12 protein-coding genes, 1 tRNA gene and 2 pseudogenes are annotated in these 13,958 nt (G+C 56.8%); 14 read left to right on the top strand and 1 reads right to left on the bottom strand.

Annotated features, from left to right (window positions below; genetic code table 11):
* The first annotated feature begins 54 nt into the window (after window positions 1–54).
* Together fdxA and dapC are read left to right on the top strand one after the other, a co-directional pair.
* Window positions 55–375: a ferredoxin gene (gene fdxA, locus NBH12_RS00395; protein WP_003829849.1), complete on the top strand. Its 321-nt coding sequence runs from the start codon at window positions 55–57 to the stop codon at window positions 373–375.
* Between the two features lie 92 nt (window positions 376–467).
* Window positions 468–1,655 (top strand): succinyldiaminopimelate transaminase, encoded by a 1,188-nt coding sequence (gene dapC, locus NBH12_RS00390; RefSeq protein ID WP_014484267.1) that lies wholly within the window; start codon window positions 468–470, stop codon window positions 1,653–1,655.
* Here the strand turns inward: dapC and dinB are convergent, their stop codons facing one another.
* Entirely contained in the window at window positions 1,656–2,930 is a 1,275-nt protein-coding gene (gene dinB / locus NBH12_RS00385; RefSeq protein ID WP_025300032.1) for a DNA polymerase IV, read from the bottom strand.
* Window positions 2,931–3,036: 106 nt separating this feature from the next.
* On the opposite strand from dinB, the pseudogene NBH12_RS00375 reads away from it, so the two are divergent.
* From NBH12_RS00375 to NBH12_RS00320, 12 genes and pseudogenes are all read left to right on the top strand, one after another.
* Window positions 3,037–3,737: pseudogene (locus tag NBH12_RS00375) on the top strand (EamA family transporter).
* A gap of 109 nt (window positions 3,738–3,846) precedes the next feature.
* A tRNA-Ser gene (locus NBH12_RS00370) sits at window positions 3,847–3,933 on the top strand.
* A 307-nt stretch (window positions 3,934–4,240) separates the two neighbouring features.
* Window positions 4,241–4,396, top strand: coding sequence for a hypothetical protein (locus NBH12_RS00365; RefSeq protein WP_016462593.1), 156 nt, complete (start codon window positions 4,241–4,243; stop codon window positions 4,394–4,396).
* Window positions 4,397–4,541: 145 nt separating this feature from the next.
* A complete protein-coding gene (locus NBH12_RS00360; RefSeq protein WP_003831519.1) occupies window positions 4,542–5,669 on the top strand; it encodes a LacI family DNA-binding transcriptional regulator in 1,128 nt (375 codons plus the stop codon).
* A gap of 182 nt (window positions 5,670–5,851) precedes the next feature.
* The gene (locus NBH12_RS00355) at window positions 5,852–7,147 is read left to right on the top strand and encodes an extracellular solute-binding protein (protein WP_003831521.1); all 1,296 of its coding nucleotides are present in this window, start codon (window positions 5,852–5,854) and stop codon (window positions 7,145–7,147) included.
* A 20-nt stretch (window positions 7,148–7,167) separates the two neighbouring features.
* The gene (locus tag NBH12_RS00350) at window positions 7,168–8,085 is read left to right on the top strand and encodes a carbohydrate ABC transporter permease (protein ID WP_003829859.1); all 918 of its coding nucleotides are present in this window, start codon (window positions 7,168–7,170) and stop codon (window positions 8,083–8,085) included.
* A gap of 11 nt (window positions 8,086–8,096) precedes the next feature.
* Complete coding sequence (locus NBH12_RS00345) at window positions 8,097–8,984, top strand: carbohydrate ABC transporter permease (protein ID WP_003829860.1); 888 nt, start codon at window positions 8,097–8,099, stop codon at window positions 8,982–8,984.
* 30 nt (window positions 8,985–9,014) lie between these two features.
* Window positions 9,015–10,205 (top strand): glycoside hydrolase family 1 protein, encoded by a 1,191-nt coding sequence (locus NBH12_RS00340; RefSeq protein ID WP_250819044.1) that lies wholly within the window; start codon window positions 9,015–9,017, stop codon window positions 10,203–10,205.
* Window positions 10,206–10,573: 368 nt separating this feature from the next.
* A pseudogene (locus NBH12_RS00335) lies at window positions 10,574–11,416 on the top strand (CapA family protein); the annotation flags it as partial.
* A gap of 142 nt (window positions 11,417–11,558) precedes the next feature.
* Window positions 11,559–12,575: a D-2-hydroxyacid dehydrogenase family protein gene (locus NBH12_RS00330; RefSeq protein WP_250819043.1), complete on the top strand. Its 1,017-nt coding sequence runs from the start codon at window positions 11,559–11,561 to the stop codon at window positions 12,573–12,575.
* A gap of 23 nt (window positions 12,576–12,598) precedes the next feature.
* Window positions 12,599–13,240: a YigZ family protein gene (locus NBH12_RS00325; RefSeq protein WP_003829864.1), complete on the top strand. Its 642-nt coding sequence runs from the start codon at window positions 12,599–12,601 to the stop codon at window positions 13,238–13,240.
* A complete protein-coding gene (locus tag NBH12_RS00320) occupies window positions 13,237–13,920 on the top strand; it encodes an AbrB family transcriptional regulator (RefSeq protein ID WP_003829865.1) in 684 nt (227 codons plus the stop codon). Before NBH12_RS00325 ends, NBH12_RS00320 begins: the two co-directional genes overlap by 4 nt.
* Window positions 13,921–13,958: the final 38 nt, after the last annotated feature.

Raw genomic sequence — 13,958 nt, 5'->3', positions numbered from 1 at the left:
GCGCGTCCTAACGCGCGCGTATTTTTGTAGAAAGTTGTTCGTAAGGAGAATTCCATGCCATACGTAATTGCTCAGCCTTGCGTGGATGTCAAGGACAAGGCTTGCGTGGACGAGTGCCCCGTCGATTGCATTTATGAGGGTTCTCGTTCGCTGTACATCAATCCGAACGAGTGCGTCGACTGTGGCGCCTGCGAGCCGGTGTGCCCCACTGAGGCCATCTTCTATGAGGATGATCTGCCGGATGAGTGGGCCTGGTACAAGGACGCAGCCGTCAGCTTCTTTGCCGAAGTAGGCGATCTTGGTGGTGCTTCCGCCAATGGTCCGATTGGCAAGGATCCCGAGCAGGTGGCCGCGCTGCCGCCGCAGAATCAGTGAGCTGATTCGCTCAATCATGTAATGCAAGCCCTCGGTCAATAGGCCGAGGGCTCGTCGTATCTTAGGAACATATCGTCCAAGAAAGGGTTCCCATGGGCTTTCATGCATATTCGTCGCCGTACGATTGGTCACGCATCGCCGGTTTCAAGGCCGCGGCCAAGGCAGTGCCGGGCGGCATGATCGACCTGTCCGTCGGCTCGCCTGTGGATTCGGTTCCTGACGCCGTGCAGCAGGCGTTGGCCTCTACGGCGGATGCGTCGAATGCCCACGGATACCCGGTCACGGCGGGCACTGTCGATTTGAAATCCGCTATAGATTCGTGGTTCCGCAATATGCGCGGTGTGGATTTGAAAGCCGTGAACGCGGCGGTGATTCCCACCGTCGGCTCCAAAGAGGCAGTGGCATTAATGGCCAGCTTGCTGCATCTTGGCGAGGGCGATGTGGTGGTGCAGCCGAAGGTTTCCTACCCGACTTATGAAATCGGCACCCAGCTTGCCGGCGCTACCGTGGCCAAGGTCGATGACGTGACCGATGTCGATTCCTGGGTCAACATTCCCAATGTCAAAGCCATCTGGATTAACTCGCCGTGCAATCCGACCGGCGAAGTCATTTCCGCCGATTGGCTAGCCGACATCGTTGCTGCAGCCCGACGCATTGGCGCAGTAGTGCTCTCCGACGAATGTTACGCGCTTATGGACTGGCGTTTGGCGCGCAATACGACTTCCAGGCCTGCGGCGGCATCCAACGAGCCCGCCTCTGATGCCGCGTTCAGCCTGTTCGCCACGCCGTGTGCGCTCAACCAGCAGGTATGCGAAGGCTCGGCCGATGGCATCCTGGTGCTGTATTCGCTGTCCAAGCAGTCCAACATGGCCGGCTATCGCACCGCACTGATTGCCGGCGATTACCGGCTGGTCGCCGAAATGGGCGAATATCGTAAACAGATTGGCCAGATCATTCCGGGGCCGGTGCAGGCCGCCATGGCCGCAGGACTGAACGACGCCGGCTCCGTATATGCGCAGTGGAACCGTTATCGGGGTCGATTGGTCGCATTGGTCGACGCGCTCAATGCCTATGGTTATCAGGCTCAGATGCCGTCAGGTGCACTGTATGTGTGGGTCAAGGCCAAGTCTGGTGATTGCTGGTCGGATATGGCCGAGCTTGCCCAGTTGGGCATCATTCCCAGCCCCGGCGAGTTCTATGGTGCCCCCGAGTATCTGCGTTTCTCCGCCACCGCCACCGATGATGCCATTGACGCTGCATGCCAGCGTCTGATGGCCTAACTACGCCCCGAACTGTGCCGCCGTGTTGCCGAATTTGCGGCGCACGGCATCCAGTGCGGCTTCGGCGTCATGCATTCGCGCCTGTGTGGTCTGCCCGTGTGCGTCATCGGCCTCTTCGAGCAGATCGTCTAATGACGGCTGCACTGCGGTAGCATGTGCCTCACTGAGCGATGATGTGCTCATGCCTGCCAGCCTGATGAGTTTTGGCAGGGGAGTGGTCGGTTCGGCGTTCGCCGGTATACCAAGCATAATTTTCAACTGCCGCACGCATTCGGGATACAGCGTGCTTGCCGTATCGGTCGGCTGCTCCATGGTGAAGGATCTGGTCTGATAACTCAGGTCGGCGAACCGCAATTTCACTGTCAGCGTGCGAGCCACCAATCCTTTGCGGCGCAAGGTACGGGCGACTTCATCGCATGCTGAACGCAGCAGCCGGCATACGATGTGCATGTCACGGGTATCTTCGGTCAAGGTGCGTTCTGAACCGATGGACTTCTCTTCGCGGGTTGTTGCGATCTCACGTGAATCCAGACCATGCGAGGCCGCCCACAGTCCGCGCGCCGCGGCGGGCGATCCAGTGGCCTGTATGAGAGCGGCTTCATCCATTTGTGCCAATTCGGCCACGGAATGCACACCCCAGGCGTTGAGCCGTTTCTCCAGCGACGGTCCAATGCCGGGAATGCCGCGCAATGGCATCATCTGCACGAACTGTGCCGACCGTGCCGCCGGAATGAGCAGCATGCCGTTTGGCTTGGCGTTGGTCGAAGCCATTTTGGCCACCAATTTGTTGCAGGCGATGCCCACCGAGCAAGTCACGTTGAATCGTTCGGCCACCTGCTGCCGTATCCATGCCCCGATTGCGCTCGGTTTGTCCCATTCCAGCAGCGCGCCGGACACATCCATATATCCCTCGTCCACCGAAACCTGTTCGAACTGGTCGGTGATGGTCAGAAAGACCTCGTGCATGATGCGGTGCGACATCATGCGGTAGTACGCCATATCCACCGGCAGGAACACGCCATCCGGGCAGAGTTGATGGGCGCGGGCGGCCGGCATGGCCGAATTGATGCCGTAGCGTCTCGCTTCGTAGCTCGCTGCGGATACCACCGAACGCGGCCCGGTGCCGATGATGACTGGCTTGCCTTTCAGCCCGGGATTGCGGGCCACTTCCAGCGAGGCGTAGAAAGCATCCATATCGATATGCAGCACGGTGCAGCCGGTCTCGTCATGACCCCAATCGCGCTTGGCGGCCTCAAGTCTCGGTGCGGTGCTCATGCTCACCATTGTAAGCAGTCTCATAGGGACGTCCACATTATGTCGTTGTCCGAGCCGAACTCTTCCGACTATGTACTGTCCCGGCTCTGCGAGTAGCGTGAATCTTATGAAGAAGGCAGCGGTCGGTATCCTCAATCGGGTTCCTGTGGTGTGCATCGTGATCGGTGAGGCGTTGGTCATCTATACGGCTATGGCCATTGCCAAACTGGCATTCACCCAGCTTGATCCGTTGTATTCGGTCTGGTATCGCGTCGGGTTTATGGCAGTGATGCTGTTGCTATGGCGCAGGCCGGGATTTCGCTGGCCAACCCATCAGGACAGGGTAGTTTTCTCATTGGTCTGATTGTCATCCTTATCGGCGGCTCGATGTGGGGCGTTTACATTGTGACAGGCCGTCGTGTGGCGTCCGGAGGCAACTCGCTGGACAACCTGTGCATCGCGGTTGCCGTCGGCTGGCTGGTGCAGTCGTTGTTCCTTGGCGTGCCGGCTGTGAGCCATGTGATTCATCCGAAATCCGATGCCACATGGGCGCTTGCTCCTGGCGGGCCATGGAAACTGTTGGCGTTGCTGTTTGTGATTTCCCTGATGGCGTCCTTCATCCCGTATGCGGTGGAACAGATTACGTTGCGCCGCGCCACCTCGGGAGCGTTCTCGGTCATGCAGTCAATCAACCCCGCGATGGCCGTGGCTGTGGGACTGGCGTTTGGCGAGATTCCAGACACCGGTGAGGTTATTGGCGTCGCATTGGTGATCTGTGCCGTGATCGTCACCTTTTCCGGTGATGTGTCCCTGGCCAAGGGCAAGTGACGGGCTGTCTGGCCGGCAAGGCCGTCTTGCGCTTTTTTGGACGCATTCGGCACGTTGTATCCGCAGGGCATGGTACGATGTTTTGCTGTTGCGCTTCATTGCGTAACGTGGAGTCATGCCTGAGTGGCCGATAGGGGCACCCTGCTAAGGTGTTAGTCGTGTAAACGGCTCGAGGGTTCGAATCCCTCTGACTCCGCAAGCACGGGCTTTCGGGATTTCTCGGAGGCCCTTTCTGTTTTCCTGCTCCACCGCACTAGGAACATAAATACCGGCTTATGGACGTGTCAGCTCTTATAGCTCAGGTGAATGAACAGTTGTTGTTCTCTAGGCATTCAGGCTGCGTTCGTGCAACTGGTACATTGGATAGTGATGTCGTAACATGCGGCATCCCCGTTGATATGACGGGCCGTTACCGGCGGAAGCTGGTAGCAAAAAGGCCCGACGCTACGAACATCGGGCCTTGTTGTGGTTATCGGCTTACGCCCCTAACCAAAGGTTACGAAATGAATCATATCACGATGCACGGTGGTCTGACCGTGAACGGTCGCACCGTCATTGTCCATGTGGGCGATGGCGAGGCGTGCGCCACGGTGGATGGCATGCATTTCAACGTGCGCAGCCTATGGCAGCTTTACCAGTTGCTGAGACTGCTCGTGTAGCGGTCATTAAGGCGCGGTACCCATTATTGGGTGCTGCGCCCGTAACCTGAAGTATGCATGCGAGATTGACAGGAAAGCCACTAAAACTTTTTTTAGATTCAGGTCGAACGTGTGCTGACCTCCGGAATCGATTAAAGTAGGAATCATGCGTAGGGCAACGGTGTATGACGTGGCGAAGAAGGCGGGAGTGTCCACCGCCACGGTTTCATTTACTTTCCGTCGCCCGGATAAGGTCAAGCCTTCAACCCGGGCGAAGGTACTCAGGGCGGCGAAAGACCTTGACTATGTGCCCAGCGCCAACGCTCGTGGCTTGGCTCGCGGAAACACCGGCGTGCTCGGTCTGTATTCCTTTGACATGCTTATTGAGCGGCCGCTTGGCGATGAGGATGATTTCGATTCATGCTCTGGCGGCAACGATGTCGTGTCTGAGAATGGGAGACCAATTTTCTCCAATCGCGCAGGTGAGAGCTTTGATTGCCCGAGTGTGTTGTCGTACCCATTGTATGTGGATGAAGTGCAGCGTGGATTCGAGCTGGAATGCCGGCGTCGCAATCGTGCCGTGCTGCTAGGTACTGCTATTCGGCATGACGATGGTGCGGGTATCACAGATGTAGCTGGTCGCGTGGATGGTTTAGCAGTGTTTCCAAACGAATTCACCAGCACTATGCCATTGGAGGCTTTGTGCCGAAGCATACCTATCGTGCGTCTGAGCGAGGGTGATGGTGACGAGCCTGCGGCCTACATCTCTTGTGACAACGAAACTGGCATGAACCAGCTGATTGACCATCTGGTTGATGTCCACGGCGTGCATGACATGGAGTTTGTGGGCAGTCTGGACAACTACGATTCTCGTCATCGATTTGCTGCGATGCGGGCAAAACTGAAAATGAAAGGGTTGCGGGTTCCGGACTTGCCGCTTGATGACAGTGTGTCTGGCACGCATGAGTGGTTCGTAGATCTGTGCGAGGTAATAGACGCTGGACGGTTGCCGCAGGCATTGCTATGCGCTACCGATCAAACTGCGTTCGAAGTCATGAGCGTACTTCGAGATGCCGGTGTCCGGGTTCCTCAGGATGTCATATTGACTGGTTTTGATGGTGTGCTCGCTGGTCAGGTGCTGACTCCCACGCTTACCACTGTGCGTCAGCCCTTGGAGCTGCTGGGGCAGTTGGCGGCCCGACTGTTGGATGAGCAGGCAGGGGAGCCGTGGGGCAAGCCCGAACGGTTCCGTTTGCCGGTCAAGCTCATCGTGCGGGGCAGCTGTGGGTGTTGATTATTTCTTGAAGAAGGCTAAATAAGGCTTTTGAGACCTCCTGCAGGGGAGTCACTGTTGATGCTGTTTCGTCGTGTCGAATCGGTTCGCGAGTTGACAAACAAAAAACTATGCGCTTAAATATTAATCACAATCTACGCGGTTAGATTGTTGAGAAGTAACAGTTCAAGGAGGAACGAGGAATGAAGCGAAGCATGTTCAAGATGGCGACTGCCATCATCGCCAGTGCGGCTATGCTGACCAGCGTCGCAGCCTGCGGACGCACTAGCGCTACGTCTGACAGTGCAGATGACGTGACCACAATCGATTCGGCTAAGGCCACCGGCGATCTGACCATCTGGGCTATGGGTAACGAAGGTGATTTGCTTGGCGACTTCGTTAAGGATTTCGAGAAGGAGAATACGGATGTCACTGTGAAGGTGACCGCTATCCCGTGGTCTTCCGCACACGACAAGATTCAGACCGCCATCGCGGCGGGTAACGGCCCGGACGTTGCTCAGATGGGCAACACGTGGATGGCCGATTTCTCCAATTCCTTCTCTACGGTCCCCGGTAACTTTGACATGAGTGGATTTTTCGAAGGGCCGGCCGACAACTACAAGGTCGGAGATCAGCAGTTGGGCGTGCCGTGGTATGTTGACACCCGCGTGCTGTACTACCGCACCGACATCGCTGAGAAAGCCGGCGTCACTGAAACGCCGAAGACTTGGGACGAACTCAAGACGATGGCTGAAGCCATGCAGAAAGTGGATGGCGTCGATTACGGCATGCGTATCGGTGCTTCTGGCACGGACTGCTTCATTGGTATCCTGCCATACGCCTACTCCGCAGGCGCTGCACTCTCCGATGACGGCCAGACCAAGTGGACCATCGACAGCGATGCGATGACCGAGGCTCTTGACTATGTCACCGGCTTCTACAAGGACGGTATCGCTGATGCCAATGCTGACGTGAGCGCCGGTGCCGACATCGCTGACTTCGTAGCCGGCACCACGCCGATGATGCTTCAAGGGCCCACTGCTGTCAGCCAGATCGAGGAACTCGGTGGCGACGACATCAAGGACAAGTACGCAACGGTGACGCTTCCCGCAATGGACGACTCCTCCGACATGGGTACTTCCTACCTCGGTGGCTCCGGTCTGGTTACCTTCAAGGATTCCAAGAATAAGCAGGCGGCATGGAAGTTCATACAGTGGGCTAGCCGGTCTGACGTGCAGGCTAAGTGGTACACCCTGTCCTCCGATTTGCCGGCTGCTCAGAGCGCCTGGGACAATGATGCACTGACCTCCAGCACCACATTAACCGCATTTGGCGATCAGCTTGAACATGCTCAGGGCGTGCCTGCTTTTACCACTTGGGCACAGGTTTCCTCCGCAGCTGACCGCATTTACGAACAGATTGCCAAGGGCCAGGTTTCTGTGGGCGATGGTCTGAAGAGCCTGCAGTCCGAAGCCGATTCCATCGGCATCGGCGAGTGAGTCCATCAGGACATACAGCAATGGTCAAGCACGCGAAGGCGCAGGAGAAGGGAGCCGGCAGCTCCCTTCGCCGCCGCCAGACATTACTTGCATGGGGATTTGCACTGCCGTTCGCGGTCATCTTCTGCGTATTTATGCTGATCCCTCTCATCTCCTCCATGGCGATGTCGTTCACCGACATCACATCCCGCGACCTGCGTACCCCGTTCAACGTGAACTTCGTCGGACTCGACCAGTACATCGCCCTGTTCAGTGACAAGCGCTTCCTGCATTCGCTTGGTGTCACTGGCATCTTCGTACTCATCGGTCTGCCGATCACCATGATCATTGCTCTGGCGTTCGCCGTAGCACTCAACAAGGGCTCCCAGCACCTGAACGCCTTCTTCCGTGCGCTGTTCTACGCGCCGGTCGTGGCCAGCGTCGTTGCCGTCTCCGTTGTATGGCGCTACATCCTGCAGGGAGACGGCCTGCTCAACTCCCTGCTTTCCCTCGTCGGCGTACAGGGATCGGACTGGCTGCACGAGACTCGTTATGCTCTGCCTGCCCTGATGATCATGACCGTCTGGCGTAACATGGGCACGCTGATGATTATCTTCCTCGCTGGATTGCAGGCCATCCCCGAAGAACTCAAGGAAGCCGCCGCCATCGACGGCGCGAGCAAATGGCGCACCTTCCGCTCCATTACCCTGCCGCTCATGAAGCCAACACTGTTACTCGGCGCGGTGCTACTGTCAGTCGGCTACCTGCAGTTCTTTGAGGAATCGTTTGTTATGACACAAGGTGGTCCGCTTGATTCCACCCTGTCGGCCGCATACTACGTCTACCAGAAGTTCGGATTCGGCCAGTACGGCATCGCATCCGCCGCCAGCTGGGTGTTGTTCATCATCATCGCCTTGGTGAGCGTGCTGCAGTTCCGCATCCTGCGTTCCGAAGACTAAGGGGGATCGATATGAGTGCAACAATACAATCCGCCGGATGCCCTGCACCGGCACAGGACAACAAGCTGCTGTTGTGGCAGCGATTCATCAAAGGTCGTGGCATCTCGTACATCGTGCTGGCGGTCATTGGCATTGTTTGGATTTTCCCGTTCCTGTGGATGGCTCTAGGCTCGCTTAAGACCCAGCGTGAAATCCTCGCTAAGCCGCCCAAGCTCATGCCTGAGCACGCGACACTAGCCAACTTTTCGCAATGGTTCACCCAGCTGAACTTTGGTTCGTACTTCACCAACAGCCTCATCGTCGCGGTCATCACTGTTCTGGGCAACATGGTGTTCTGCTCGATGGTCGGCTACGCACTGGCCAAGATGAAGTTCGCCGGCAAGAATATCTTGTTCGGCGCGGTCATGGTCACCCTCATGGTGCCTAGTGTCGCCACGTTCGTGCCCTTGTTCGTCATCATCTCGAACATGCACCTGGCCAATACATACGCAGCGTTGATCCTGCCGTTCCTGTGCCAGCCTATCGGTGTGTTCCTAATGCGTCAGTTCATCGGTGGCATTCCGGACGCGCTCATGGAAGCCGCTCGTGTGGACGGTGCTGGCGAACTACGCATCTTCTTCCAGATCATCCTGCCGCAATGTGGCCCGGCGCTGGCCACGCTGTCCATCCTGACCTTCCTGTCTAGCTGGAACAACTTCCTATGGCCATTGGTTTCCGCGCAAAGCGAGGAGATGTACACGCTGCCAGTAGCCCTGTCCCTCTACTCCACGGGCCAGAACGCCACCAACTACAGTGTGCTGCTCGCCGGCGCCGTGCTAGTCATCACACCCATCCTGCTCTTGTTCGTATTCCTGCAGCGCTACTTCATTCAGGGCGTGGCTATGACGGGCATTAAATAAGCGGGAATTAAACAAGAAAGATAAGCTTCGATGTCTTCTCTAAATTACGTATTTCCTGAAAACTTTATTTGGGGTGCCGCTACTGCTGGTCACCAGATCGAGGGCAATAATACCTCCAGCGACTGGTGGGCGCGCGAGCACTCGCCTCGTACTGACGTGAGCGAACCATCCGGTGATGCCGCAAACAGCTACAACCGCTATCGCGAGGATGTCAGGCTGCTCGCCGACTCTGGTCTGACCATGTATCGATTCGGTATCGAGTGGGCACGCATCGAACCCGTAGAAGGTTGCTTCTCCAAAGCCGAGTTGTTGCACTATCGCGCCATGATTGACGCTTGCCACGAGTTCGGGGTTGAACCTATGGTGACTATCTACCATTTCACCATGCCATTGTGGTTTGCTGCAGAAGGTGGATGGAAACGACCGGATGCACTCGATAAGTTCAAACGTTACGTGAGTTATGTGCTGCCTATTCTCAACGATGTAACGTGGATCTGCACGATTAATGAGCCGAACATGGTCGCTTTGACCCAAGGCGGCACGGAAGGCACTGACTTTGTGGCTGTCTCCCTGCCTGCCCCTGACCCGGTGATTTCCAAGGCGCTAGTCGATGCGCATCATATGTCCCGCGCTGTCATTAAGTCTGAGCTGCCTGATGCAAAAGTCGGCTGGACCATCGCTTGTCAGGCTTTCCATGCTGTGCCTGGTTGTGAGAAGGAGATGGAGGAATATCAGTACCCACGCGAGGACTACTTCACCGAAGCGGGTGCGGGTGATGACTTTATCGGCGTACAAGCCTACCTACGCACATTCATCGGCAAGGACGGGCCTGTGCCCGTCGACGATGATGTGGAACGCACCCTAACTGGCTGGGAATACTATCCTCCAGCCCTCGGCATCGCTGTGCGTCATACTTGGGATGTCGCAAAACATACGCCGATTTTCGTCACTGAAAACGGCATTGCCACTGCTGACGATCGTCGTCGTATCGACTATACGTTCGATGCCCTTGCTGGACTGCATGACGCGATGGATGACGGTATTGATGTGCGAGGCTACACGCATTGGTCCTTGCTTGATAACTATGAATGGGGGTCGTTCAAGCCTACATTCGGTCTTATCGGTTGGGATAAAGACACTTTTGAACGCCAGCCCAAGGCATCGCTTAACTGGCTTGGTTCTATTTCTCGCACCGGAGTCGTAACTCACCCGTATCGGTAGTTCTGTTATTAGAATGCGATAACTTATCCGCAAAAAATGTGGGGCACGGTTTTCATATGAACTGTGTCCCACAATCCATGATGTCTGTTTGTTTTATGGCAACTCATTTGTTGCGTACACGGCTCGCAAGTTCGTATCCATCGCTAATACTTATTGTTACTGTTCTATCGATAGTCGCATTGCCAGATTAGCGGAGCCGGAGGTACGCCATTGTCCGTCCGCCTCCGTGAGCCATTCTACCGGCATTTGGGGAGCGGCGCGTCATAAAAAATACGGCATATGACAAGGTTCTTCCCGAATATTGAAGCAATGCCGCCCTTGGACGGTACTCTGATAGTGAGTACAGAGAGTCGCGGAATGGGGAAGCTATGAGCCATATCAGCGGTCAAGGGCAGCATCGTTCAATGTCGTCGAACGGCAATCACATCGCGTTGATTGTGGCGTTCGTTGCCGTCTTGGCTGTGGCTTTGGGGCTGGGAGTATGGTTCGCTGCCATGCATAACGACTCAACCGATGTGTCTCGTCCCGGAACCAGCACGGTTGCCGATACGTCGCTGGACAAATCCGGATCCGTTCCTCAGCCGGTGGTGGAGCATCACGGCAATTCGCCGGATTGCCCGGATACCGACTGCATCGCCATGCTGGTGAATGGCGACTTGCTGTTCCACGAGAGCCTGTGGAACGGTTTCCGCGGTGCCAACACCAGTGCCACGGATGGCACTGCCTTCAACTTTGATCCACTGTTTGAGCCGATGAAACAGTACATTCAGGCCTCTGATATCGCCGTATGCAACTTCGAGACTCCAGTCGCCCAACGAGGCGGCCCCTACAGTGCCTACCCGATTTTCAACATACCGCCTGAAGTGGCCGATGCCGCCCGCAACGTGGGATACAACGCCTGCACTCATGCCACCAACCATTCATGGGATCAAGGCTCCGATGGCATCGCCCGGCTTTGGGACACGTTGGAGGCCGACGGCATTGCCCAAACTGGCTCATACAAAACCGAGGAGGATTCCCTTAAGCCGTTGGTCATTGATTCTCCCACAGGCGGCGGCAAACTCGGTCTGGTGGCCGGTACGGTGTCCATCAATGGCATGACCGCCGACCATGACTGGCAGATTGATCGCCTGCGCGAGCAAGGCGATCCGCATCACGACAGCGATATTCAGCGACCATCCCATAGGCACTTGTTGGACCGAGGTCAAGGATGCTCAAGTGCGCCAGCGCATATCGGATGTGATTTATGCGATGGGTGCCGACCAGAATGTTGCCAAGGAGTGGAACATTACCCAAGAACAGGCGCAGCAAACCGCACAGTGAATTTCCCGCCGCAGTTCTAATGTGGTGCCCATGACCGAGATTTACGAGACTCAGAGCGAACGTGCCGATTTGCCGCTTGTCGTGATGCCTGCCGTGCTCGACGCGATGATTGAACCCATCAAGGCTCAGTTCCCGGCGCTGCATGATGTGGCTCGCGTGCGTATGTTCGAGGAATTCACTTCGGACGAAGCCGTGCTGGCTGAACGCCTGAAAAACGCAGATGCCCTGTTGGTCGGCGGCTACCATATCTCGGATGACTTATTGCGCACGATCAGCGAACAAGGCCATGTCAAGTGCATCGTGTTCTGCGGTACCGGAGTCGCCAGCTATATCAATCTCGAGCTGGCACGTGAGCTTAAGGTTCGTGTCTGCAATGCCGAACATTACGGCGATCATGCCGTGGCCGAGCATACGTTCGCGCTGCTGTTCGAACTCATTCGCAAGGTCGGACAACTCGATAAGGATGTCAAGGCGGGCAACTGGGCATGGGCAGGGGGCGACGGTTTGCAGCTTGCCGGCCGCCGCATGGGTATTATCGGGCTGGGCGGCATTGGCACTACCGTGGCCGGCATTGCCCGCGCCTTCGGCATGGAAGTTGCCGCGTGGAATTCACATGTGCCTGCCGAGCATTTTGAACGGTCCGGTTCCGTTCCGGTCGACGATCTCAATGAGCTTATTGAAACCAGTGATGTTATTTCCGTCCATTTACCGCTGAATGATGCCACTCGTGGCATTGTCACCGCTGAAAACCTTGCTCATCTCCAGCCCGGCACAATGTTGATCAATACCGCGCGCTCCGAAGTCATCGAGTCCGGTGCGTTGCTTGCCCGTCTGCAGGAAGGCGACATTCCCGCCGCTCTCGATGTATTTGACCACGAGCCACTCGCCGCAGATGATCCCATCTGCCATGTGCCGGGCATTGTTCTGACTCCGCATGTCGGCTGGCGTACCGATGGCGCATTCAAGGAGCTCACCCGCCAGATGATCGCCTGCATGAACGCCTACTTTGCCGGCGAGGACTATAACGTCGTCGTCTCCGAACACTGATTCGTCTAGTCGAAACGCCGCCTATGCAGACGATTCTCAACACATCCGACAATCCGGCCCACGATTCCCTCGTGGAGAAGAAATCCGAGTTCATCGGTGATGCCGCTCATGTCGATACGCTCGATGAGGCGCTCGCATTCGTGACCTCAATCCGCGAGCAGCATCCAAAAGCTCGACATGTCGCGTATGCCGCGGTGTGTGGAGGCGCGGACGGACGTTTGTCCGAGCGCATGAGCGATGATGGTGAGCCTTCCGGCACTGCAGGCAAACCTATCCTCGATGTGCTGAAGCAGTCCGGTACTACCGATTGCGTGATTGCCGTCACCCGATATTTCGGCGGAATCCTGTTGGGGTCGGGTGGTTTGGTTCGGGCGTATTCATCCGCGGCGTCATTGGCCATGAAAGCGGCGCAAGTGGCAAGAATCATGACTGCGCGCCGGTATCGCGTGCATCTTGAATACCCGCAGTTGTCCCGATTCCAGCAGCTGCTCAGCCAACTGGATGGGCGGCAGGAAGACGAATCGTATGCGGCGAACGTCGAGCTGACGGCTGTGGTGCCCGTCGACCATTGCGAACAATTCGAGTTGCAGGTCGTAGAAGCGTTCAACGCTGCGGTATCTCCGGAACCAATCGACATGGTCAACATTCCGGTTCCTCTGGCATGACTAAGCTAAACACTATGACCGACGAGAACCCCATCAATGAGACCCAGCAGAGCGGCGACTCCGCCGCATCACAGGGCGGTGATGCCAACGGCGCCGCCTTTGAGCCGTTGACCGCCTCATACGAGCGTTTGCGTCATTCCACTGACTCTGCCGAGCTTTCCGAGTTTGCTCGCCGTCCTCTGCCTGATCGTAGCGATCAGGCGGCGTTCTCGCGTGCCACCGCACTGCTTGAGGCCGTGGCTGGCAACAAGCACACGCCGGTCGAAGATCGCGTGTTTCTTGCCAGTACCATGCCGTTCCCGAACGTACTGGTCAAGTTGTCCGTGGATCCCGAGCCTTCCGTGCGTGTGGCTGTGGCTGCCAACGAGGACGATAAGAACTGGCTGGTCGGGCGTCTGACCAAGGATCCGATTCCCGAGGTGAGGGATGCCGCGCTGCGCAACAAGCGCACCAGTTGGAAGATGCGGCTCGAGGGTGCGCAGGATCCCGCTGCGGACAGTGAAACTCTGGATTATCTTGGGTTGCTCGGCACTGAGCTTGAGGAAGGCGCCCCGGCGGTGCTTTCTTCCATGGTTCGTCGTGCCGTGGCGCTGAACCCCAACACTTCTGCGGACATGATGGCCAAGCTGGCGGAAGATCCGTCAGTGGAGGTGCGTCACGCGGTGGAGAGTCGTCGCTAGATTCCGTTTTGCCGCCATGTGAGCGTTCTCATGTCGAT

It is taken from the genome of Bifidobacterium sp. M3-N-101, from assembly GCF_023656805.1.
Lineage (GTDB): Bacteria > Actinomycetota > Actinomycetes > Actinomycetales > Bifidobacteriaceae > Bifidobacterium > Bifidobacterium breve.
This window is presented reverse-complemented; position numbering and strand designations above follow the sequence as displayed.

Bases quoted from the DNA above. Each gene is read 5' to 3' on its own strand.
- fdxA (WP_003829849.1), top strand. From the start codon at position 55: ATGCCATACGTAATTGCTCAGCCTTGCGTGGATGTCAAGGACAAGGCT.
- dapC (WP_014484267.1), top strand. From the start codon at position 468: ATGGGCTTTCATGCATATTCGTCGCCGTACGATTGGTCACGCATCGCC.
- dinB (WP_025300032.1), bottom strand. From the start codon at position 2,930: ATGAGCACCGCACCGAGACTTGAGGCCGCCAAGCGCGATTGGGGTCAT.
- NBH12_RS00365 (WP_016462593.1), top strand. From the start codon at position 4,241: ATGAATCATATCACGATGCACGGTGGTCTGACCGTGAACGGTCGCACC.
- NBH12_RS00360 (WP_003831519.1), top strand. From the start codon at position 4,542: ATGCGTAGGGCAACGGTGTATGACGTGGCGAAGAAGGCGGGAGTGTCC.
- NBH12_RS00355 (WP_003831521.1), top strand. From the start codon at position 5,852: ATGAAGCGAAGCATGTTCAAGATGGCGACTGCCATCATCGCCAGTGCG.
- NBH12_RS00350 (WP_003829859.1), top strand. From the start codon at position 7,168: ATGGTCAAGCACGCGAAGGCGCAGGAGAAGGGAGCCGGCAGCTCCCTT.
- NBH12_RS00345 (WP_003829860.1), top strand. From the start codon at position 8,097: ATGAGTGCAACAATACAATCCGCCGGATGCCCTGCACCGGCACAGGAC.
- NBH12_RS00340 (WP_250819044.1), top strand. From the start codon at position 9,015: ATGTCTTCTCTAAATTACGTATTTCCTGAAAACTTTATTTGGGGTGCC.
- NBH12_RS00330 (WP_250819043.1), top strand. From the start codon at position 11,559: ATGACCGAGATTTACGAGACTCAGAGCGAACGTGCCGATTTGCCGCTT.
- NBH12_RS00325 (WP_003829864.1), top strand. From the start codon at position 12,599: ATGCAGACGATTCTCAACACATCCGACAATCCGGCCCACGATTCCCTC.
- NBH12_RS00320 (WP_003829865.1), top strand. From the start codon at position 13,237: ATGACTAAGCTAAACACTATGACCGACGAGAACCCCATCAATGAGACC.